23 protein-coding genes are annotated in these 20,175 nt (G+C 69.7%); 11 read left to right on the plus strand and 12 right to left on the minus strand.

The genetic code is table 11. The features are described 5' to 3' along the window. Positions 1 to 295: 295 nt before the first annotated feature. The 5 genes from NE2_RS30510 to NE2_RS30530 all read right to left on the minus strand — a co-directional run bounded on the left by NE2_RS30510 (position 296) and on the right by NE2_RS30530 (position 5,038). A complete protein-coding gene (locus NE2_RS30510; RefSeq protein ID WP_063031684.1) occupies positions 296 to 1,273 on the minus strand; it encodes a M56 family metallopeptidase in 978 nt (325 codons plus the stop codon). 63 nt (positions 1,274 to 1,336) lie between these two features. Next, positions 1,337 to 1,774: a BlaI/MecI/CopY family transcriptional regulator gene (locus NE2_RS30515; protein WP_051024559.1), complete on the minus strand. Its 438-nt coding sequence runs from the start codon at positions 1,772 to 1,774 to the stop codon at positions 1,337 to 1,339. Positions 1,775 to 1,851: 77 nt separating this feature from the next. Then, on the minus strand, positions 1,852 to 2,742 hold the full coding sequence (locus NE2_RS30520) for an ABC transporter ATP-binding protein (RefSeq protein ID WP_063031686.1): 891 nt from the start codon (positions 2,740 to 2,742) through the stop codon (positions 1,852 to 1,854). Further along, positions 2,739 to 3,749 carry a FecCD family ABC transporter permease gene (locus NE2_RS30525; protein WP_233429926.1) on the minus strand — a complete coding sequence of 337 codons (1,011 nt, stop codon included), beginning with the start codon at positions 3,747 to 3,749 and terminating at the stop codon, positions 2,739 to 2,741. The genes NE2_RS30520 and NE2_RS30525 overlap by 4 nt, the downstream gene beginning before the upstream one ends. Before the next feature lie 218 nt (positions 3,750 to 3,967). Beyond that, on the minus strand, positions 3,968 to 5,038 hold the full coding sequence (locus tag NE2_RS30530; protein ID WP_063031688.1) for a FecCD family ABC transporter permease: 1,071 nt from the start codon (positions 5,036 to 5,038) through the stop codon (positions 3,968 to 3,970). A gap of 100 nt (positions 5,039 to 5,138) precedes the next feature. Between NE2_RS30530 and NE2_RS30535 the strand changes: the two genes are divergently transcribed. After that, the gene (locus NE2_RS30535; protein WP_063031690.1) at positions 5,139 to 5,846 is read left to right on the plus strand and encodes a hypothetical protein; all 708 of its coding nucleotides are present in this window, start codon (positions 5,139 to 5,141) and stop codon (positions 5,844 to 5,846) included. A 220-nt stretch (positions 5,847 to 6,066) separates the two neighbouring features. On the opposite strand, the gene NE2_RS30540 is transcribed toward NE2_RS30535, so the two are convergent. Further along, the gene (locus NE2_RS30540) at positions 6,067 to 7,392 is read right to left on the minus strand and encodes a bifunctional o-acetylhomoserine/o-acetylserine sulfhydrylase (protein ID WP_063031692.1); all 1,326 of its coding nucleotides are present in this window, start codon (positions 7,390 to 7,392) and stop codon (positions 6,067 to 6,069) included. 88 nt (positions 7,393 to 7,480) lie between these two features. Next, on the minus strand, positions 7,481 to 8,023 hold the full coding sequence (locus tag NE2_RS30545; RefSeq protein WP_063031694.1) for an OsmC family protein: 543 nt from the start codon (positions 8,021 to 8,023) through the stop codon (positions 7,481 to 7,483). 213 nt (positions 8,024 to 8,236) lie between these two features. Here NE2_RS30545 and NE2_RS30550 point away from each other — a divergent pair, with 213 nt between their 5' ends. The 5 genes from NE2_RS30550 (at position 8,237) to NE2_RS30570 (ending at position 11,941) form a co-directional block, all read left to right on the plus strand. After that, a complete protein-coding gene (locus NE2_RS30550) occupies positions 8,237 to 8,695 on the plus strand; it encodes a PaaI family thioesterase (protein WP_197039928.1) in 459 nt (152 codons plus the stop codon). 95 nt (positions 8,696 to 8,790) lie between these two features. Next, entirely contained in the window at positions 8,791 to 9,093 is a 303-nt protein-coding gene (locus tag NE2_RS30555; RefSeq protein ID WP_030517690.1) for an urease subunit gamma, read from the plus strand. A gap of 9 nt (positions 9,094 to 9,102) precedes the next feature. Then, complete coding sequence (locus NE2_RS30560) at positions 9,103 to 9,489, plus strand: urease subunit beta (RefSeq protein ID WP_063031696.1); 387 nt, start codon at positions 9,103 to 9,105, stop codon at positions 9,487 to 9,489. After that, the gene (locus tag NE2_RS30565; RefSeq protein WP_063031698.1) at positions 9,489 to 11,210 is read left to right on the plus strand and encodes an urease subunit alpha; all 1,722 of its coding nucleotides are present in this window, start codon (positions 9,489 to 9,491) and stop codon (positions 11,208 to 11,210) included. Before NE2_RS30560 ends, NE2_RS30565 begins: the two co-directional genes overlap by 1 nt. A gap of 68 nt (positions 11,211 to 11,278) precedes the next feature. Next, a complete protein-coding gene (locus NE2_RS30570) occupies positions 11,279 to 11,941 on the plus strand; it encodes an O-methyltransferase (RefSeq protein WP_063031700.1) in 663 nt (220 codons plus the stop codon). On the opposite strand, the gene NE2_RS30575 is transcribed toward NE2_RS30570, so the two are convergent. After that, positions 11,931 to 12,524 carry a PadR family transcriptional regulator gene (locus NE2_RS30575; protein ID WP_146165278.1) on the minus strand — a complete coding sequence of 198 codons (594 nt, stop codon included), beginning with the start codon at positions 12,522 to 12,524 and terminating at the stop codon, positions 11,931 to 11,933. The two genes, NE2_RS30570 and NE2_RS30575, sit on opposite strands and share 11 nt — an antisense overlap. A gap of 90 nt (positions 12,525 to 12,614) precedes the next feature. On the opposite strand from NE2_RS30575, the gene NE2_RS30580 reads away from it, so the two are divergent. Further along, a complete protein-coding gene (locus NE2_RS30580) occupies positions 12,615 to 13,013 on the plus strand; it encodes a nuclear transport factor 2 family protein (RefSeq protein ID WP_106958586.1) in 399 nt (132 codons plus the stop codon). Between the two features lie 7 nt (positions 13,014 to 13,020). On the opposite strand, the gene NE2_RS30585 is transcribed toward NE2_RS30580, so the two are convergent. Next, positions 13,021 to 13,737 (minus strand): TetR/AcrR family transcriptional regulator, encoded by a 717-nt coding sequence (locus NE2_RS30585; protein ID WP_084494441.1) that lies wholly within the window; start codon positions 13,735 to 13,737, stop codon positions 13,021 to 13,023. An 84-nt stretch (positions 13,738 to 13,821) separates the two neighbouring features. Here NE2_RS30585 and NE2_RS30590 point away from each other — a divergent pair, with 84 nt between their 5' ends. Together NE2_RS30590 and NE2_RS30595 are read left to right on the plus strand one after the other, a co-directional pair. Continuing rightward, positions 13,822 to 15,348: an MFS transporter gene (locus NE2_RS30590; protein ID WP_063031707.1), complete on the plus strand. Its 1,527-nt coding sequence runs from the start codon at positions 13,822 to 13,824 to the stop codon at positions 15,346 to 15,348. Between the two features lie 65 nt (positions 15,349 to 15,413). Next, entirely contained in the window at positions 15,414 to 16,280 is an 867-nt protein-coding gene (locus tag NE2_RS30595; RefSeq protein WP_233429927.1) for an SDR family NAD(P)-dependent oxidoreductase, read from the plus strand. 69 nt (positions 16,281 to 16,349) lie between these two features. Here NE2_RS30595 and NE2_RS30600 read toward each other — a convergent pair whose 3' ends face one another. The 3 genes from NE2_RS30600 to NE2_RS30610 form a co-directional block, all read right to left on the minus strand. Beyond that, complete coding sequence (locus NE2_RS30600) at positions 16,350 to 17,177, minus strand: alpha/beta fold hydrolase (protein ID WP_063031709.1); 828 nt, start codon at positions 17,175 to 17,177, stop codon at positions 16,350 to 16,352. A gap of 138 nt (positions 17,178 to 17,315) precedes the next feature. Further along, complete coding sequence (locus NE2_RS30605; RefSeq protein WP_063031711.1) at positions 17,316 to 18,290, minus strand: zinc-binding dehydrogenase; 975 nt, start codon at positions 18,288 to 18,290, stop codon at positions 17,316 to 17,318. A gap of 33 nt (positions 18,291 to 18,323) precedes the next feature. After that, the gene (locus tag NE2_RS30610; RefSeq protein WP_174554001.1) at positions 18,324 to 18,887 is read right to left on the minus strand and encodes a TetR/AcrR family transcriptional regulator; all 564 of its coding nucleotides are present in this window, start codon (positions 18,885 to 18,887) and stop codon (positions 18,324 to 18,326) included. Between the two features lie 146 nt (positions 18,888 to 19,033). Here NE2_RS30610 and NE2_RS30615 point away from each other — a divergent pair, with 146 nt between their 5' ends. Together NE2_RS30615 and NE2_RS30620 are read left to right on the plus strand one after the other, a co-directional pair. Continuing rightward, entirely contained in the window at positions 19,034 to 19,873 is an 840-nt protein-coding gene (locus NE2_RS30615; protein WP_063031713.1) for an oxidoreductase, read from the plus strand. 48 nt (positions 19,874 to 19,921) lie between these two features. Next, on the plus strand, positions 19,922 to 20,175 hold a 254-nt coding region (locus NE2_RS30620), incomplete at its 3' end, for an urease accessory UreF family protein (RefSeq protein WP_507756824.1).

A 20,175-nucleotide genomic window follows, 5' to 3' on the forward strand; every position in this document is an offset into this window, starting at 1 on the left:
GACCGGCAGGCCGAGTGTCGCGAATCCGGGCCCTGCGGCCGGACCGCGAGAAGCTTCGCCGCCCGGCGATGAGGTCGAGGGTTCGGAGCGCCCGGCTCGGCGACGGTCCTTCGGTGCCCGGTCTCCGGCATCCGGTGTGCGGTCCGATCGTCCCGTGCGCTCGCCCGTCGGCCGGCCGGACCCGGCCCGCCCGGAACCTTCCGAGGATCGCGCGCCCCGGGGGCCGCCGCGTCCGAAAGGCTTGTCCCCGCGATCGTTCGCGTGCCGGCCGCGAGCTCCCGGGGAACGCCGTCGCTCAGGCACTCAGCAACCGGTTCAATTCGACCAGCCACGGAATCGCCACCGCGAGGGTCGGCACCACCAGGATCGCAGCGGCCGTCGCGTAGGCCGCGGTCGCGATGCGCAGATCGCCGAGCGGACCGGCCAGGCGCTGGATGCGGATGAGTGTGGTGGGCCCGCCGGCGGCCATGGCTCCCTGCGGGGCGGTGGAATTCGAGCAGGTCACCAGGGCGCGGGCCAGCGGGGTGGGGCCGGTGACCTTGACGGCGGAATCGTCGGCGAGCAGTTCGATCAGCAGCTTCACCGAATCCAGCGCGGATTTGCTGCGCACCACCCGGGGGAATGCCTCGTGCGCGGCGGTGAACGCCTCCAGCACCAGGTCGTGGCGCGCCCGCAGATGCGAACGCTCATGGCTGACGATCGCGGTCAGCTCGGATTTCGACAGGTTCGCGAACGTTCCCTGGCTCAGCACCACGCGCTGGCGCAGACCGGGCAGGCAATAGGCGATGGGCTCGGCGGCGGCGAGGACGCGGATATCCGCGGCACGGGTCCCGGCCAGCGGCGAGGCCGCGATCAGATCGCCGTGCCCGATGTCGCCGCCCTGGTCGAGCAGGTCGACCAGCATCCGGTGCCGGGCCCGGCGGCGGCGGGTGTGCACGCCGACCCGGATCGCGGCGTAGATCAGGCGCGCGCCGACCAGCAGGGTGAGCGCGAAGACGACGACGTAGATCAGCCAGAGGCCCAGGCCGAGCGCGTCGATCTCCTTGGTCGGGGAGGTGGTGGGGCGACCGTCGGGGCCCGGGACCAGCAGCAGACTGGCGATGGCCAGCCCGGATCCGAACGCCGACAACACCGCTGCCAGCGCGACCGCCTGCCACAACACCAGCGCCGCGCGGGGAGTCCGGTACGGCCAGGTGGCTCGGCTGAGCAGAGCCGGGACCGGTCCCGCGAGAAGCAAGGCGAGACCGGCGAAGACCGGCGCTGTTGCGTTCATACTCAGCTCACTGCGTTGTGGGGCCAGGGGCCCGAGATCGCGGTGCCGGAGAGCACCACGCAGCTACTGCGGCGGGGCGACTCCGTTGTCGTCGGATGCGGTGTTCTCGTCCTCGGACGGGTTGCGCGCGGTCTCGGTTGCTTCGAGCTTAGCGAGTGCATCGCGGAGTGCGGCAGCCTCATCCTTTCCGACCTGTTCGACGAAGTGCACGAGCGCGGCGCGCCGGGACCCGACTTCGTCGGCCTGCTGCAGCGCGTCGACCATCAGACTGGCCACGAGTTCGTCGCGCGTGTGCACGGGCGCGTACCGATGTGCCCGGTCGTCGCGCTGTTGCACGACCAGATTCTTCTTCGCCAGCCGCTGTAGCACCGTCATCACCGTGGTGTACGCGAGCTCGCGGCGTGCGGCGAGGGCTTCATGGACCTGCCGTACCGTCTGCGGCTCATCGGCCGACCACAACTGGTCCATGACCGCTTTCTCGAGTTCACCAAGACCTGCCATCCCTCCAGCTTACGGAGGCAACGACACAAATGCGTACTACAGTTCGTCGTAACCCGTCGGTAGCTGTGTGGGATTTTTCATAACCCGGTCGGGGAACTCGTTTCGGCATCGTCCAGGCGCGGTCCGCCGACGGCGCCGACGACGTGCCGCGCGCCGATGGGCACGATCATCGGGCGCTCCGACACCGGATCGGTGTGCACCTCGGCACGCAGGCCGAAGACCGTCCGCAACAGTTCGGTGTCGATCACCTCGCTCGGCGCGCCCTGGGCGACGATGCGGCCCTCGCGCATGACGATCAGCCGGTCGCTGTAGCGGATGGCCAGATTCAGATCGTGCAACACCATGACCACGGTCCGGCCCAGATCGTCGTGCAGCCGGTCCACGAGGTCGAGCACTTCCAGCGAGTGGGCCAGATCGAGATAGGTGGTGGGCTCGTCGAGCAGCAGAATGTCGGTGCCCTGGGCCAGTGCCATGGAAATCCATGCCCGCTGGCGCTGCCCGCCCGACAGTTCGTCGAGGGTGCGGTCGGCCAGTTCCGACACGCCGGTCTGGGCGAGGGCGTGCGCGACCTCTGTTTCGTCGTCGGCCGACCATTGGCGCAGCCAGGACTGATGCGGGTGGCGGCCGCGCGCGACCAGATCGGCCACCGTCAGCCCCTCCGGCGCGACCGGTGTCTGCGGCAGCATGCCGACGATGCGGGCGACGTCGCGGGTTTTCATGGTGGCGATCGCCTTGCCGTCCAACAGAACTCGGCCCGCGTTCGGCCGCAGTAGCCGGCCCAGTCCGCGCAGCAGCGTGGATTTGCCGCAGCCGTTCGGCCCGATCACCGTGGTGATGAGGCCGGGTTCGATATCGACGCTGAGGCCGTCGACGATGACACGGCCGCCGTAGCCGAGGGTGATGTTCTCCGCGGCGAGGCGGTGGGCGTCGTCGTTGCCGGTGTTCCGGTGCGGGGTTCGGGTGCTCACAATGTCGCCTTCCGGTTCACGCGTATCAGCAGCAACAGCAGGAACGGTCCGCCGAACGCGGCGGTGACCAGGCCGACCGGCAAGTCGACCGGTACGACGGTTCGGGCCGCGACATCGGCGGTGATCACGATCAGCGCCCCGGTCAGCGCCGAGCCGATGACCGGCTCCCCGGGGGTGTGCAGCAGCCGGCGGGCGATCTGCGGCGCGGCCAGCCCGACGAAGGCCAGCGGGCCGACCGCCGCGGTGGCCAGTGCCGCCGCCGCCACCGCGGCGCCGATCAGCACCAACTGCTGGGTCCGTACGCGCACACCGAGCGCGTGAGTGGTGTCGGATCCGAAGCGCAGTGCGGCCAGGGTGCGCGCCGAACCCGCCGCGATGAGAACCACGACGACGAGTCCAGCCGCCGCCGCACTCGTCCGGTTCCAGTCCGCGCCGTTGAGCGAGCCGGTGAGCCACAGTTGCGCCCGGGCGGCGTCGTCGAGGCTCGCCCGCGTGACGAGCCAGTTGATACCGGCCAGCAACAGCGCGTTGACCCCGATCCCGATGAGGATGAACCGCATTCCGCTCAGCCCGGTGTCGCCGCCGCTGTTGCGGCCCAGCGCCAGGAGGCCGATCAGTGCGGCCGTGGCCAGTCCACCCGCGAGTGCCGCGAGCGGAACACCCAGCGACGCGACGATGCCGGTGGCGGTGCCGCCCGCACCGGCCAGCACGGCGACCGCGGCGAAGCTCGCCCCGGAGGTGATGCCGAGGACGTCGGGGCTCGCGAGCGGATTGTGCAGGATCGACTGCGTGATCGCGCCCGCGATGCCGAGCGCCGCTCCGGCCACCAGCGCGGTCACAGCGCGTGGCAGACGCGATTCCATGACGACGTAGCGTTGGGAGCGGGTGCCGCCGCCGGTCAGCACGTCCAGCACCCGCGCGAGGGCGATGTGATAGTCGCCGACGGAGATGTCCACGACGAACAGCACCACGATCGCGGCGGCGAGGGCCAGCAACGTCAGCAGCATCGAAAGACGAAGGACCGCAGACATTCCGGCGACCCGGACGGCCGGCCGGACTCGTGCCGGCGCCACGCCGGATCGGTCCGCGCCGGGAGCGCTCGTCGAATCGCCGACCAACCCGGCCGCCGCTTCGCTGTCGGCGCCCCCGGCCCGTCGGTCTCCGTTCCCTGGTTCGGTACCCGATTCCGTGCCGACGTCGGAAGTGCGGATATCGCTGCGCGCGTTCACAGTTCGGCCACCTTCCGCCGGCGCACCAGGGCGATGAAACAGGGTGCGCCGATCGCGGCCAGCACGATACCGGCCTGCAACTCGCCGGGCGGGGCGATCACCCGGCCGACGACATCGGCCAGCAGCAGCACGATTGCCCCGAGCAGTGCCGAATACGGAATCAGCCAGCGGTGATCCGGACCGGTGATCATGCGGCCCAGGTGCGGAACGACCAATCCGAGAAAGGCGATCGGGCCGACCGCGGCCGTCGCGGCGCCGGTCAGCAGCACCACCGCGGTGAGTCCGATGGCGCGGTTGCGCGCGATGTTCACCCCGAGCCCGCGCGCGACATCCTCGCCGAGCCCGATCGCGTTGAGCCCGGGCGCGACCAGGATCGCCAGCACCGTTCCCGCGAGGATGAACGGCACCACCTGGGCCGCCACCGCGGGTTCGTGTCCGGCGGGAGTGCCGACCACCCAGAAGCGGTAGGTGTCCAGCGCGGCCGGATCGAGCAGGATCACCGCGTTGGTCAGCGCCTGCAGCAGCGCGGTGACCGCCGCACCGGCGAGGACCAGCGTCAACGGGGTGGATCGGCCGCCGCCGCTCGCCGACGCGCCGAACACCACCACACCGGCCGCCAGTGCTCCGGCGAAGGCGAACCAGATGTACTGGCTCGGCTGGGTGAGCGCGAACAGATGGATGCCGAGTGCGGCCAAAAAAGCCGCACCCGCGTTGAGTCCCAGCAATCCCGCATCGGCGAGCGGATTGCGCGTGTAGCCCTGGATCAGCGCGCCCGCGACACCGAGTGCGGCGCCGGTGAGCAGCGCGAGAACCGTTCGGGGCAGGCGCAATTCGCGCACGATCCGGTCGGCCTGCCCGTCCGCGGGGCAGGTGAACGGCACGCCGTCCGGACAGGAGACGGCGTGCCAGATCTCGGCTGGGGACAGGGATTTCGCGCCGACGGCGAGTCCGGCGACTACGGCGAGCAGCAGCACCCCGGTCAGGAGTGCCAGGCCGGTCGCACGGCGACGGGGGGTGGTGACTGCGGCGGACACGGCGGCGAACGACTCCTGGGTGACGCGTTTCATGGCGATCGAACACTTGCGCAGCGACCTGTCGCCGTACGACTCTGGTAAGCCTAACCTATCTTCCGTTGCCGACCGTAATGCCGAACGTTGAGGGGGTTCGATGTCCGAACCAGTGACGATTTTCCCGGCTCGCCGTCCGGAGCCGGCGTTCGAACAGATCTGCGTCCGGCTGCGCGCGTTGCAGCCCGGGCACCCGCGGGTCTACGCCATGGCGGCGATGGCCGAACAGGGCCGCCGGCGGTGGTGGCGACTGGCCGACGGGGTGTGTGAAGGTCGCATCGAGTTGATGTACCGCCGGCATGCGGCGGAGATGGTCAGCGCCGAGATCGCCGCCGAGGTGGTCGCCACCGCGCTGATCCATGCCGTGGTCGGCCGGGTGGTCGCGCTGATGGTCTGCGACAACCGGGCCTGGGATCCGGGGCTCGAGAATCTGTGGGTGCACAGCGACAACGACGGCGGGCTGGACTGGGCGGGCCTGTCGGACACGACGATTCGCGTGGTGGCGGGTGATCCGCTGACGGGGCGGCCGGGTGTGGTGACGGTGCCGTGTGATCGGGCGCTGTCGGTGTGGCTGGCGCATCGCTGCGAGGCGGCGCTGACCTTGGTGTGCGAGAGCCTGCAGCGCTGCGCGGGGCTGAGCCGGGCGCGATTCTGGAATCTCGTGGGCGAAACCGTCGTGGGCGCGGCCACCTATGTTCCGGAACTGGCGCGGACCGGCGCGGATGCCGGGACCGAGCGGGGGCAGGCGTTGCTGCTGGCATTGGCCGATCGCGGGTTGCCGGTGCGTCGCTCTTGCTTAGTTAGGTAAGCCTGACCTACACTTGACTCGGCGTCCGGATCGAGTGAGAGTCCCGAGGGCTGCGGTCGACTCCCCGGTCCACTGCCCGCGGCGGGCCCTTCGTCACGAAGGGCCCGCCGCGTCGTTTTCGAGCTCCCGTGCGCGAATCCCCAAGTGCTGGTGCGTGTTTCGCGGACACGACGATGCCCGGTCCACCGCCGGGTGGCGGCGAACCGGGCATCGGCGAGAACTAGTGCGTGGCGGCGAAGCCGGTCCGCAGGTCGGCGAGGATGTCCTCGATCCCCTCGATGCCCACCGCGAGCCGGACCAGGCCCGGCGTCACACCCGCGTTCAGCTGCTCCTCGGGCGTCAGCTGCGAATGCGTGGTCGAGGCCGGGTGAATGACCAGCGAACGCACATCGCCGATGTTGGCGACATGGCTGTGCAGGGTCAGCGCGTCGACGAACCGCTTACCCGCGTCCACGCCGCCCGCCAGCTCGAAGCCGACGATCGCGCTGGTGCCCTTCGGGGCCAATTCGCGGCCGCGCTCGTACCACGGCGACGACGGCAGGCCCGCGTAGAAGACGCTGGTCACCTCGGGCCGCTCGGTGAGGAACTCCGCGACCGCTTGCGCGTTGGCGACGTGCCGTTCCACCCGCAGGCTCAGCGTCTCGAGACCTTGGGCGATCAGGAACGCGTTGAACGGGGCCACCGCGGAGCCGAGGTCACGCAGCAACTGCACTCGTGCCTTCAGCGCGTAGGCCGGCGCACCCAGATCGGCGAACACCGCGCCGTGGTAGCTGGGATCCGGGGTGGTGAAGCCGGGGAAGCGCGAGTTGCCCTGCTCGTCGGTCACCGTCCAGTCGAAGGTGCCGCCGTCGACGATCACGCCGGCGATCGCGGCGCCGTGGCCGCCGAGGTACTTCGTCGCCGAGTGCACGACGATGTCGGCGCCGTGCTTCAGCGGCTGGATCAGGTACGGGGTCGGCACCGTGTTGTCCACGATGAACGGCACACCGGCGGTGTGGGCCACCTCGGCCAGGCCCGGCAGGTCCAGGATGTGGTTCTGCGGGTTGGACACCGTCTCGCCGTAGAGCGCCTTGGTGTTCGGGCGGATCGCGGCGCGCCACTGGTCCAGATCGTCGGGATCTTCGACGAACGACACCTCGATGCCCAGCTTCGGCAGCGTGTAGTGGAACAGGTTGTAGGTGCCGCCGTAGAGGCGCGGACTCGACACGATGTGGTCACCGGCGCCCGCGATGTTGAGGATCGCGAAGGTTTCGGCGGCCTGGCCCGAGGAGAGCAGCAGCGCCGCCACACCACCCTCGAGGGCGGCGATGCGCTGCTCGACCGCGTCCTGGGTGGGGTTCATGATGCGGGTGTAGATGTTGCCGGGCTCGGCCAGACCGAACAGCGCCGCCGCGTGATCGGTATCGCGGAAGGTGTAGGAGGTGGTCTGGTAGATCGGCAGCGCGCGAGCGTTGGTGGTGCCGTCGGGAATCTGGCCGACGTGGACCTGCTTGGTCTCGAAGCTCCAGTTCTGCGCCGGATCGTTCGGCTCGACGGAGTCGGTCATGGGTTTCAGCTCCAAAATATGTAGGTGGGATGGATCGTCGCGCACGAGGCGGCGGTGCGCCGCCCCAGAATGCCCGATTCGTGAAGAATCAGGCGGGAACTGCGGAGTTTTCCAACTCCGGTGTGATCAGTGTGGTCAGCACGGGCGTCGGCCCGGTGGAGATATCGAGAACCGGGCAGTGGGCGTCCACGGCGGCCTGCAGTTCAGCGTAGCGCTGCGTCGGCTCCGGGCCACGAATGTGCACATTCACCCGCACCTGCTGGAACCCGGCGCGCACGCTGTCGTCGAGTCCGAAGAAGCCGCGCACGTCGAGGTCGCCCTCGGCCTCGATGCGCAGATCGTCGACGACGATGCCGAGTCGTTGCGCCCAGAACCGGTAGGTCACCACCTGACACGAGATCAACGCCGCCAGATAGAACTCGACCGGATTCGGCGCGGTGCCCGCGCCGCCCAGCGCTGCCGGCTCGTCCACCCGGACCGTATACGTGCCGGCCGTGACGGCGCTGCCGACGGCGCCCTCCGCGACTCCGGCAGCGGAAAACAGGACCTGCGCCTTCGCCGGATCGCCGGCCACGGCCTGTGCGGTGGCGTCGACGATGTCGTTGAGCGGAGTGTCCGATGCGGCTGTCATGGCCGCCACGGTAGGGCCGCGCGGGGGCCGGAGCGAGGGTTGCGCTCGCCGTGATCGCAACCGTAGCCGGATCGCCGTGAGTGCGTATGCCGCTGCGGTACAACGATTTTCACATTGTGCCGCCGGTGTGCTGCTCGATTACCCGTCACCTGCGCGGCCGAGCGCGCGGCACCGCCGTACCGGCCGGTACTCAGGTGGTGTAAGTGTTTTTCTATGACACAGCACGACCGATTCGAGGCTCGCTCCCTGGCGGATGTCACGCCCGAGCAGATGACCCGCTACAGCGAGGGGACCTTCACCGACCTCATCGGTCTGAAGTACACCGAGGTCGGGCCCGATCGTGTGGTCGGGGAGTGGGTGGTCTCGCCGCAGCTGCATCAGCCCGCGGGCATCGTCAACGGCGGGGTGTACTGCACGATCATCGAAACCCTGGCCAGTGTCGGCGGCGGCGTGTGGTTCGGTGACCGCGGTCATGTGGTCGGCGTCAACAACAACACCGACTTCCTGCGCGCGGTCCGCGAGGGCAGCCTGCGCGGTGTCGCCACCCCGATTCACCAGGGCCGCTCGCAGCAGCTGTGGCAGGTGCAGATCACCGACGAGCAGGACCGGGTGGTCGCTCGCGGCCAGGTACGGCTGCAGAACCTCACCGCGGACGGGGCGGCCAAGGCCTGACCGCCGGCGAGGCGAGCGCCCGTCCCGGCGAGCGCACCCGGTACGGCCGTGCCAAGATATCGAGCACCGTACGCCCGAGCAGCCGAGGAGTCGATGTGCGTCTGTCACCGCACGAGCAGGAACGGCTGATGCTCAGCTACGCGGCCGAACTGGCGCGCCGGCGGCAGGCGCGGGGGCTGAAACTCAACCATCCCGAGGCGGTCGCGATCATCACCGACCACGTCCTGGAGGGCGCCCGGGACGGCCGCACCGTCGCCGAGCTGATGTCCTCGGGCCGTACCGTGCTCACCCGCGACGACGTCATGGCGGGTGTTCCCGAGATGATCGCCGACGTGCAGGTCGAGGCGACCTTTCCCGACGGCACGAAGCTGGTGACCGTGCATCACCCGATCGGCTGAGGGGCACCGATGAGCGCGATATCCGCCGAGAGCGGCTCCGGCCCGGTGCCGGGCGAGTATCTGCTCGCCGGCGGCCCGATCGAGATCAATGCCGGCGCCGACCGGATCGAACTCGAGGTGGTCAATACCGGCGACCGGCCGGTGCAGGTGGGCAGTCACGTGCACTTCCCGCAGGCCAACACGGCTCTCGACTTCGACCGGGGCGCGGCGCACGGCCGCCGCCTCGACATTCCCGCCGGTACCGCGGTGCGCTTCGAACCCGGCCTGGCGCAGCGTGTTTCGCTGGTGCCGCTGGGCGGTAGCCGCGAGGTGTACGGGATCGGCCCGGATGCGCCGGGATCGCTCGGCCCGGTGGCGAACCGGTCCGACGAGACAGACGGAAGGCCGGTCGACTGATGGCGGAACTGTCCCGCGCCCGCTATGCCACGCTGTTCGGCCCCACGGTCGGCGATCGAATTCGCCTCGCCGACACCGAACTTCTGATCGAGATCACCGAAGACCGCTGCGGCGGACCCGGTCTGGCCGGTGACGAGGCCGTCTTCGGTGGCGGCAAGGTGCTGCGCGAGTCGATGGGCCAGGCCCGCGCCACCCGTGCCGAGGGCACCCCGGACACCGTGATCACCGGGGCCGTGATCGTCGACTACTGGGGAATCGTCAAGGCCGACATCGGCATTCGCGACGGCCGCATCTGCGCGATCGGCAAGGCCGGCAATCCGGAGACCATGGACGGCGTGCATCCGGATCTGGTGGTGGGCCCGTCGACGGAGATCATCGCCGGCAACGGCCGCATCCTCACCGCCGGCGCGATCGACTGCCACGTGCACTTCATCTGCCCGCAGTTGCTCGACGAGGCGCTCGGCGGCGGTATCACCACCCTGATCGGCGGCGGAACCGGACCGGCCGAGGGCTCCAAGGCCACCACCGTCACTCCCGGCGCCTGGCATCTGGGCCGCATGCTCGAGGCCACCGACGGCTGGCCGGTCAACATCCTGCTGCTGGGCAAGGGCAACACCGTGCGTCCCGAGGCGATGTGGGAGCAATTGCGCGGTGGCGCGGGCGGATTCAAGCTGCACGAGGACTGGGGGACCACTCCGGCGGCGATCGACGCCTGCCTGCGGGTGGCCGACGCCGCCGGGGTTCAGGTCGCGCTGCATTCGGATACGCTCAACGAGGCCGGATTCGTCGAGGACACCCTCGCCGCGATCGCCGGGCGGGCCATCCACTCGTATCACACCGAGGGCGCCGGCGGCGGGCACGCGCCGGACATCATCACCGTCGCCTCGCACCCGAATGTGATGCCCAGCTCCACCAATCCGACTCGCCCGCATACGGTCAACACCCTCGACGAGCACGTGGACATGTTGATGGTGTGCCACCACCTCAATCCGGCCGTGCCCGAGGATCTCGCCTTCGCGGAGAGCCGGATCCGGCCCTCGACGATCGCCGCCGAGGATCTGCTGCACGATCTGGGCGCGATCTCCATGATCGGCTCGGATTCGCAGGCGATGGGCCGCATCGGGGAGGTGGTGATGCGGACCTGGCAGACCGCGCACATGATGAAGCGCCGCCGCGGCGCGCTTCCCGGTGACGGGGCCGCCGACAACCACCGGGTGCGCCGCTACATCGCGAAATACACGATCTGCCCGGCGGTGACGCACGGCCTGGACCACGAGATCGGGTCGGTGGAAGTCGGCAAACTGGCCGATCTGGTGCTGTGGGAGCCGGCCTTCTTCGGTGTGCGCCCGTACGCGGTGCTCAAGGGCGGCGCGATCGCCTGGGCGGCGATGGGCGATGCCAACGCCTCGATTCCGACACCGCAGCCGGTGCTGCCGCGGCCGATGTTCGGCGCCGCACCCGTGGTGGCGGCCGGCACGTCGCTGCATTTCGTCTCCCCGCAGGCGGTCGAGGACGGACTGGCCGAGCGGCTGCAAGTGCGGCGGAAACTGGTGCCGGTGGCCGATGTACGCCGCCGCACCAAGAGCGATCTGCCGCTCAACGACGCGATGCCGCGTATCGAGGTGGAACCCGACACCTTCACCGTGCGCATCGATGGCGAGGTCTGGGACCAGCAGCCCGCCACCGAGTTGCCGATGGCACAGCGCTACTTCCTGTTCTGAACCTCGCCCCGCCGCCGGGCCCGTGGCCGGCGCCGCGCCGGTGCGATCGCGGTGGCACACTGGCCGATATGACGAATGCCGCATGGGGCGAGGTCGACCGCTACGTCGTGGACACGTTGATCGGAGACGCCGATTCCGATGTGGCGCAGGCGAATTCCGAGGCGGGCCTGCCGCCCATCGACGTCTCGCCGGCGCAGGGCAAATTCTTGTATCTGCTCGCGCTGTCGGCCGGGGCGCGGCGGGTGCTCGAGATCGGGACGCTCGGCGGGTTCAGCACGCTGTGGCTGGCGCGCGCGGTGGGCTCTCAGGGGCGCGTCGTGACGCTGGAATACGATCCGCACCACGCCGAGGTGGCCCGCGCCAACCTCGATCGCAAAGGGGTGGGGGAACGGGTGGAGATCCGGGTCGGCGCGGCGCTGGACATCCTGCCCGGAGTGGCCGAGGACCACGGTGAGCCCTTCGACCTTGTCTTCATCGACGCCGACAAGGTCAACAACGCCAACTATGTGCAGTGGGCGCTGCGGCTGACCCACCCCGGTTCGGTGATCATCGTCGACAACGTCGTGCGCCGCGGCGCCCTGGCCGACGGCGACCCCGGCGACCCCGCGGTCCGCGGGGCCCGGGAAGCGCTGCGACTGCTCGCCGACGAGCCGCGGCTCGAGGCCACCGTGCTGCAGACCGTGGGCAGCAAAGGCTGGGACGGATTCGCCTACGCCGTGGTCACCGGTTGACCGGTGCCGAATCGCCGTGCCCGATCCGGTCGGGGTGGTCGGCGAGTTCGGTCCAGAAGTCCACGTACGCCTGTTCGTGGCCGATACCGAGTTCCAAAATGCGGGAACGGGATTGGGCGCGCACGGTATCGGCCGGATCGATCTCGGCGTGCATGGCGCGGTAGCGGTCGAGCCAGCGGCGGTGCTCGGCTGCCTGGCGCCGCGCGAGGGCGACCACGTCCTCGGGTGCGCCGAGGTCGGCGAAGAACAATTTCACCTGCGCCGGATCGCGCGTCTCCGGCGGCGCGCACCGCGGGTCGGCCAGCCACGCGCGTAAGGCCTCGCGTCCGGCGTCGGTGAGCTGGAATACCCGGCGCCGGCGGCCCGTCTCCTCGGCGTCCTCGTGCAGCAGGCCGCGCTCGGCCAGCCGGGCGGGAATGCGGTAGAGCTGCGCATGCGGCACCGGCCAGAAGTAGTCGACGCTCTCCTCCATGCGCGCTTTGAGTTCGTAGGGGGTGAGCGGGCCGTGCCGGGCGATGAGCCCGAGCACGATATGGTCCTGCGCTCCCAGATCCGGCATGGTCGTCAGCTTTCGGTTCGGCACGTCTCGATTCGGCACGGCATTTGACACGGTCTCACTGAGACTATAGCTTCATATCCGTCATACCGTATCAATGAGACTATTGGAGTGGGCATGCGCGCATACGGACTCGAACTGTTCGACCGATGGACGGCGATGTGGAACGGGGAGCTGGAACTCGCGAACCGAATCATGGCTCCGCACTTCACACTTCGCTACGCCCAGCCGGGCGCCGAGGCCTACGACAGCATTCACGACCCCGAGACGTTCGCGCGGCAGATCGCGACCTTCCGCGCGGCCGCGCCCGGGCAGCGATTCGAAACCCAGGGCGAGGCGGTCGTCGAGATCGACGACCGCCGTACCGGGATCGTGGCGCGGCCCTACGGTTCACGTCGTCCGGTGGCGGGCGGCGAGATCGCGGTGAGCGGCACCGATATCCTGCGCGTCGAGGAGGGGTTGATCGTGGAGGTGTGGTCGGTCTCCGGTGGCGCGCAGGGCCGTTCGTACTACTGACTGCCGGTCAGCCGTGGCGTGCGGCGAAACCGTCGCACAGCGCCGACAGGCCCGAATGCAATTGCCGCACCGGATCGAGCAGATCGCCGAGTCCGGTGCCTTCGAGGGGCGCCAGCGCGGGCGGGCTCGGCCAGCGCGGGGTGCCCTCCAGAAGTGCTGTCAGCCCGGAGGATTCGTCGTGCTCGTCCTCGCGGGCGGCCAGGATGGTGGCGCTGACCTGCTGGAGGGCGATGCCGGCGATGTAACTCCAGACCTCGAGCGCCATCGCGGTGGCCTCGCGGCGATCATCGGTCAGCTCGAGGAAACCTTCGGTCAGCCAGCCCAGGCACGCCAGACTGTGCGGGCCGAAGTTGTAGCGCGGCACCGCGAAGGTGAACAGCACCCATGGATGCAGCCGGTAGAGCTGCCAGTCGATATCGGCGGCCGCGCGCACCCGGTCGCGCCAGGACCAGTCCGCCTCCGGCGCCGGATACGGATAGCGCCGCGCGACCTCGTCGGTCATATCGGCCAGCAGTGCGTCCTTGTTCGGTACGTGCCGATACAGCGACATCGCGCCCACGCCCATCCGCTCGGCGATGCGGCGCATGGACAATCCGTCGATGCCGTCCGCGTCCGCCAGCGCGATGGCGGTGTCGACGATCGCCGCTCGCGTCAGCCGCTCGGGCTGCGACCGGCTCGGAGAGCCTGACGTCGCAGGTGAGGGTGGGTGGGAAGGTGTCGGCATCGAAACTCGCTTTCCTTTCTGCGGCCGGATGCGTACGCTGTACCCCGGTCGCGTACGACGTACGCACGAGATGAAGGATAGGTGATGGTCGGCATTGAGACCTCGGCGGCGGCCCATACCGCGCCGAGCGCAACCCCCCGGCGGGCGTGGCTGGGTCTGGCGGTGTTGATCCTGCCGGTGCTGCTGGTGTCGATGGATATGTCGGTGCTGTATCTGGCGATGCCGACGCTGACCGAGCATCTGGACCCCTCGGCCGAACAGCAGCTGTGGATTCTCGACATCTACGGATTCATGATCGCCGGACTGCTGATCACCATGGGCAATCTCGGTGACCGCATCGGCCGGCGCAACATATTGCTCGCCGGCGCAACGGTTTTCGGCATCGCCTCGCTGCTGGCGGCCTTCGCGCCCAGCGCCGGCGTACTGATCGCGGCGCGCGCGCTGATGGGTGTCGGCGGTGCGACGCTGCTGCCGTCGAGCCTGGCGCTGATCTCGAGTCTGTTCCCCGACGCCCGGGCCCGCGGCACCGCCATCGGCGTCTGGACGGCGTTCTTCGCGGGTGGTTCCGCGGTGGGGCCGGTGATCGGCGGCTTGCTGCTGCACAAGTTCTGGTGGGGTTCGATCTTCCTGATCAACACGCCGGTATTGCTGGTGCTGCTGGCGCTGGGACCGCTGCTGCTGCCCGAACACCGCTCCGCCGGTCGCGGACCGCTGGATCCGGTGAGCGTGATCATGTCCATCGGCGGCATCCTGCCGCTGGTGTACGCGGTGAAACGGGCCGCGGCCGAGGGCATCGACGCGATCTCGGTGGTGCTCGGCCTCGCCGGTGTCGCGGTGCTGGTGGCATTCGTGCGGCGCCAGCGCACCCTGGCCGAACCGCTGCTGGATCTGAGTCTGTTCCGGCGCGGCCTGTTCCGGGTGGCGATCGGGTCGTCCACCGTGGGCATGATGTCGCTGGCCGGCATGAGCTATCTGACCAGCATGTATCTGCAGTCGGTGGCCGGGCGCGACGTCCTGGGCGCGGCGCTGCTGGGTATTCCGGCGGCGATCGCGGTGTTCATCTGCTCGATGGGTGGTGCCCGGGTGGCGCGCCGGCTCGGCACCCGCGGATCGTTCGTGCTGGCGCTGAGCGCCGCCGCGGTCGGCAATCTGCTGCTGCTCGGAATCGGCGTCGACGGCGGAATCGGCTGGTACATCGCGGGTTCCACCATCGCGGGCCTTGGCTACGGCATCGTGTTCACCCTGGTGTCGGAGGTCGCGGTCTCCTCGGTTCCGGCCGAGCGGGCGGGATCAGCGGTCGGGATCTCCGAGACGAGTTTCGAACTGGGTAACGCACTGGGGTTGTCGCTGCTGGGTTCGCTGGCGGCGCTGGTGTTCCGGTCCGGTGGGGATTTCGCCGACACGCTCGGCGAGACGCTCGTGCTCCATCGCGGCGATGCGGCCGTGGTCCATGCCGCGCAGAGCTCGTTCGTCACCGGCATGCACACCGCGCTGGTGGTCGGTGCGGCACTGCTGATCATGATGGCGGTGGCGGCCGCGGCGACCTCGGGTCGCCGGCGTCGGCGCGTGACCGCGGTGGATGCCGCGTCCGCGGCGGCGGGAACGCGCTGACCGGTTCCCGGTCGACGGTGACGATTCCGGCCCGCCGGTGGAGGCGGCCCAATACAGTTTCGGCTGTGACAGATACCGCTTCACCGGGCCGCCCGCTGGCCGAACGGGTCGCGACGCGTTTGTTGTATCCCACGTCGCGGCCCCAGGACGCTGCGCTGCGCGAGGCCGTCTCGGGCCGGGTCGTGCTCGTGACCGGCGCCTCGCACGGCATCGGAAAGGTCACCGCCGCCAAATTCGCCGCCGCCGGAGCCGTCGTGATCATGGTCGCACGCTCGGCGGTGGAACTCGACGCCGCGGCCGACGACATCACCGCGGCCGGCGGCATCGCGCACACGTACAGCACCGACCTGACCGATATGGAGGCGGTGGACGCATTGGCCCGCGACATCCTCGCCACGCACGGGCGGGTGGATGTGGTGATCAACAACGCGGGCCGATCGATTCGCCGCTCGATCGACGAGTCCTACGATCGCTTTCACGATTTCACCCGGACCATCGATATCAACTACCTCGGCCCCGTGCGATTGCTGCTGGCCCTGCTCCCGGCGATGCGGGAGCGCGGTCGCGGACATATCGTCAACATCTCCACCTGGGGGCTGCGCATGCCGCCGGCGCCGCGATGGGCCGCTTACGGTGCGTCGAAGGCGGCGTTCGACCAGTGGTTGCGCACGGTGGCGACCGAGGTGGCGGCCGACGGCGTCACCACCACCTCGATCTACATGCCGCTGGTGCACACCCGTATGAGCGCGCCCACCGATTTCGGTTCCATGCCGGGGCTGACCGCCGCGGAGGCCGCCGATCTGGTGTGTCATGCCGTCGTCGCGAAACCGGTGGAGATCTCACCGTGGTGGAGCGGTCCCCTGCAGGCGTGGACGGATCTGACCCGCGGCCCGATGCAGCGGCTGATGGCCCGCAGCATCCGATTCACCTGAACCGCGTGCGTGAACAGTGGCCGACGGCCGTGCGCGACAACCGGATTCGCGCGAGCACTCGGGATTGTGTCAGCTCTGCAGGAACGCCAGCAGATCGGCGTTGAAACGTTCCTTGTCGCCGGGGACCAGCGCGATCCCGTGCGAACCGCCCGCGTAGACGGTGAGCGTGGCGTTCGGGATGATCTTCGCCGCCTTGCGGGCCGTCGCGTCGATCGGCACGATCTGATCGTCGTCGCCGTGCACGATGAGTGTCGGCACGTCGAATTTCTCCAGGTCGGCGGTGAAGTCGGTGTATCCGAAGGCGTCGACACAGCGCACCCCGGCCTCGATCGACTCGTGCATCGCCATGAACCAGAACGCGTCGCGATTGCCCTGGGTGGCCTTGGTGCCCGGCCGGTTGGCGCCGAAGAAGCCCTCGGAGGTGTCGCGCCAGAACTGCGAGCGTTCGGTCAGAATGCCCTTCTTGATCTGATCGAACACCTCGTCGGGCACGCCTTCCGGGTTGCCCTCGGTGCGCACCATCAGCGGCGGGATAGCCGACAGCAACACCGCCGAGCGCACCCGCCCGGTGCCGTGGCGGCCGATGTAGCGAGCCAGTTCGCCACCGCCCATGGAATGTGCCACCAGCGTGACATCGCGCAGGTCGAGCCGGGTGAGCAGATCGTTCAGATCGTCGGCGAAGGTGTCGAAGTCGTATCCGCCCCACGGCTGTGCCGAGCGTCCGTGACCGCGGCGGTCGTGTGCGATGCCGCGAAAGCCGTTGTCCGCCACGTGTTTCAACTGATCGTCCCAGGCGTCGGCGTTGAGCGGCCAGCCGTGGATGAAGACCACGGGGCGGCCCGAACCCCAGTCCTTGTAGTAGATGTCGACCTCGTCACGCGTTGTGCACACAGGCATGGACGAACCTCCTCCGCGTGCGCCCGCCGGCCTCGGTCGCGGGCCGTGAGAACGAGACGCGACCTCCAGCGTAGGGTCCGCGACCGAGGTGAGGGGCTACGAATCGGTTACGTCAGCAATTGATCAGCTATCGACTGCTCACGGCTCGAGGACGACCTTGCCGACGGTCGCGCGGTCCTCGAGGGCCCGGTGTGCGGCCGCGGCGTCGCCGAGGGCGAAACGGTGCACCGCCGGGCGCAGCCGCCCGGATCCGGCCGCGGCCAGCGCGCGCGTCTCCAGGGCCGCGATTCCGCCGCCGCGTGCGAGCATGTCCGGGCCCAGAACCGACCGTGAGGTGATGCCGCGGGCGGCGAGTTCATCGTGGTCGATTTCCAGCGCGCTATCGCTCCAGCCGAAGACGAGACGGGCGCCGCCGGGTGCGAGCAGTTCGACCGCCGCGCGGCCCGCTGCGCCGCCGACTCCGTCGAAGACCCAGTGCGCGGGCCGTTCGCCGAAGCGTGCGCGCACCGCGTCGGGCCAGCTCGGGTCGGTGTAGTCGAGGGCGAGCTCGGCGCCGTTGGCCGCCACTGTGGCGACCTTGGCCGGACCACCGGCCAGTCCGACGACGGTGAGCCCGGCGCCGCGCAGATATTGCACGAGCAGCGTGCCGATCCCGCCCGCCGCGGCCGGCACCACCGCGAGCTGTCCCGGCTCGAGCTCGGCGAATCCCAGAATGCCCAGGGTGGTTCGCCCCGTGCCGATCATCGCCACCGCCGCGCCCGGATCCAGTGCGTCCGGAATCCGGTGCAGCCGTTGGGCATCCGCGACCGCCAGTTCGGCATAACCGCCCGGCGCTGCGCCCAGGTGGGTGACGACCCGAGCGCCCAGCAGATCCGCGTCGACACCTGAGCCCACCGAGTCGACGACGCCCGCGACCTCCCGGCCGGGGATCGTCGGCAACGTCGGCAGCGGATAGGGGCCCGGCAGGCCTCGGCGCAAATGCGTGTCGACCAGGTGAATTCCCGCCGCGGCCATGACGATTCGAACCTGTCCGGCCGCCGGCCGCGGATCGGGGACGGTCTCGTAGCGCAGGTTCTCGGCCGGGCCGAATTCGTGCAGGCGTATCGCTTTCATGAGCCCAGCCTGCAACCTCGACCATTGTTGAGGTCAAGTGCGCGCGGAACTGTCCGGTCCGGAGCCGACGCCGTGCAGGAGGGTGTCGACCACGATGTCGGCCGCGCGGGCGGGATCGAACTGGGGGAGGTTCTCGGCGGCGTCGACCATCAGCTGTGCCAGCAGCGTCGACACCCAGCCCGCGGGGAGGCCGGGCCGGAGCAGGCCTTCGTCGGTGGCTCGGCGCAGAAAAGTCTCGACCTCGGCGATCAGCGGTTCGCGCCGACCGCGGATGGTCTCGTCGGCCACCAGTCTCGCCGGCTCCACCGGCCAGCGGCGGTTGACGCCGATGATCGCTTCGACATACCGGTGCAGGGCGACCGCGACCGGCGCCTCCCGGAGCCGTGCGCTCGCGATGGCTTCCTCGACCGCGTCGTATCGGGCCTGATACACGGCCCCGAGGAGGTCGTCGCGGGAGGCGAAGCGGCGGTAGACGGTGCGCCTGTCGACGCCGGCGGCAGCGGCGATGGCGGACAGGCTCGCCGACGGATCGTCGGCGAGCAGCCGGGCTCCGGTGGTCAGCACCAGTTCGATATTGCGGGCGGCGTCAGCTCTCACCGGTTCAATGTACCCACTCGAGCAGCAGATAGCAGAATAATCGCTGCAATGTAGTAGCCGAAACAGAATTAAGTGCTACATTGATGTGGCCTTTGATGAAGTCGGGTCGCTTCGAGTGCGACCGGACGTGGGACGGAGGAACGACTATGGCCGGAACATGGCTGATCACCGGTGCGTCGCGGGGTCTGGGACGGGAGCTGACGGAGGCGGCGCTGGCCGCCGGGCACCGGGTCGTCGCCGGTGCGCGACGCCCCGAACAGCTCGACGATGTGGTGCGGCGCTACGGTTCGCACATCCTGCCGGTGCCGCTGGACGTCACCGACCCGGAGGCGGCCGAGGCGGCCGTACGCGCGGCCGTGGAGACTTTCGGTTCGCTCGACGTCGTGGTCAACAACGCCGGATACGCCGGCAGCGCACCGATCGAGGAGATGGCCGCCGACGATTTCCGGGCGCAGGTCGAGACCAACCTGTTCGGCGTCGTGCACGTCACCCGCGCGGCGCTACCGGTGCTGCGGACTCAGCGGTCGGGTACCTTCGTCCAGATCTCCTCGATCGGCGGCCGAGTCGGTGGTTCGCCCGGGCTGGGTGCCTATCAGACGGCGAAATTCGCGGTCGAGGGATTCTCCGAAGTGCTCGCGAGCGAGGTCGCCCCGTTCGGGGTGCGGGTCGTGATCGTCGAGCCGGGCGCCTTCCGCACCGACTGGCAGGGCGCCTCGATGACCATCCATCCGGTGGGTGCCGACTACGAGGCGACGGTGGGCGCCGTCCACCGCTTCCGCCGCGACAACGACGGATCCCAGCCGGGCGACCCCGCGCGCGCCGCCCGCATCATCGTCGAGGTGGCCGACTCCGAGGAGCCGCCTCGCCGGCTGCTGCTGGGCAGTGACGCGCTGGCCGCGGCGCGGGCGGCCGGGCAGGCCCGGGCCGACGAAACCGAGAAGTGGGCCGCGGTGAGCGCCGCCGCGGACTTCGCGGCGGCCGGCTGACCGCGCGGTTCTAGGATCGGAGATCGTGCCCGGCCGCAGGAGATGCCCATGAGTCTCGCGATGGTGATGTCGCTCGCCGATTCGCGGCTGCCCATCGGCGGGCATGTGCATTCCGGCGGTGTCGAGGAGGCGGTCGCCTCCGGGCTCGTGCGCGACCTCGACACGGTGGCGGCCTATCTGCGCCGGCGGATTCGCACTACGGGCCTGGTCTCGGCCTCGCTGTCGGCGGCCGTCTGTGCGGGAACCCTGACTCCTTCGTCGGCCGAGGCGGAAGCCGACGCCCGCACCCCGGCGCCGGCGGC

Origin of the sequence: Nocardia elegans NBRC 108235 (genome assembly GCF_001612845.1) — a bacterium.
Taxonomy (GTDB): Bacteria; Actinomycetota; Actinomycetes; order Mycobacteriales; family Mycobacteriaceae; genus Nocardia; species Nocardia nova.

Excerpts from the sequence above, each read along its gene's own strand:
- NE2_RS30510 (WP_063031684.1), bottom strand. The coding sequence starts at position 1,273 with ATGAACGCAACAGCGCCGGTCTTCGCCGGTCTCGCCTTGCTTCTCGCG.
- NE2_RS30515 (WP_051024559.1), bottom strand. The coding sequence starts at position 1,774 with ATGGCAGGTCTTGGTGAACTCGAGAAAGCGGTCATGGACCAGTTGTGG.
- NE2_RS30525 (WP_233429926.1), bottom strand. The coding sequence starts at position 3,749 with ATGCTGCTGACGTTGCTGGCCCTCGCCGCCGCGATCGTGGTGCTGTTC.
- NE2_RS30530 (WP_063031688.1), bottom strand. The coding sequence starts at position 5,038 with ATGAAACGCGTCACCCAGGAGTCGTTCGCCGCCGTGTCCGCCGCAGTC.
- NE2_RS30535 (WP_063031690.1), top strand. The coding sequence starts at position 5,139 with ATGTCCGAACCAGTGACGATTTTCCCGGCTCGCCGTCCGGAGCCGGCG.
- NE2_RS30540 (WP_063031692.1), bottom strand. The coding sequence starts at position 7,392 with ATGACCGACTCCGTCGAGCCGAACGATCCGGCGCAGAACTGGAGCTTC.
- NE2_RS30545 (WP_063031694.1), bottom strand. The coding sequence starts at position 8,023 with ATGACAGCCGCATCGGACACTCCGCTCAACGACATCGTCGACGCCACC.
- NE2_RS30550 (WP_197039928.1), top strand. The coding sequence starts at position 8,237 with ATGACACAGCACGACCGATTCGAGGCTCGCTCCCTGGCGGATGTCACG.
- NE2_RS30560 (WP_063031696.1), top strand. The coding sequence starts at position 9,103 with ATGAGCGCGATATCCGCCGAGAGCGGCTCCGGCCCGGTGCCGGGCGAG.
- NE2_RS30565 (WP_063031698.1), top strand. The coding sequence starts at position 9,489 with ATGGCGGAACTGTCCCGCGCCCGCTATGCCACGCTGTTCGGCCCCACG.
- NE2_RS30570 (WP_063031700.1), top strand. The coding sequence starts at position 11,279 with ATGACGAATGCCGCATGGGGCGAGGTCGACCGCTACGTCGTGGACACG.
- NE2_RS30580 (WP_106958586.1), top strand. The coding sequence starts at position 12,615 with ATGCGCGCATACGGACTCGAACTGTTCGACCGATGGACGGCGATGTGG.
- NE2_RS30585 (WP_084494441.1), bottom strand. The coding sequence starts at position 13,737 with ATGCCGACACCTTCCCACCCACCCTCACCTGCGACGTCAGGCTCTCCG.
- NE2_RS30590 (WP_063031707.1), top strand. The coding sequence starts at position 13,822 with ATGGTCGGCATTGAGACCTCGGCGGCGGCCCATACCGCGCCGAGCGCA.
- NE2_RS30600 (WP_063031709.1), bottom strand. The coding sequence starts at position 17,177 with ATGCCTGTGTGCACAACGCGTGACGAGGTCGACATCTACTACAAGGAC.
- NE2_RS30605 (WP_063031711.1), bottom strand. The coding sequence starts at position 18,290 with ATGAAAGCGATACGCCTGCACGAATTCGGCCCGGCCGAGAACCTGCGC.
- NE2_RS30615 (WP_063031713.1), top strand. The coding sequence starts at position 19,034 with ATGGCCGGAACATGGCTGATCACCGGTGCGTCGCGGGGTCTGGGACGG.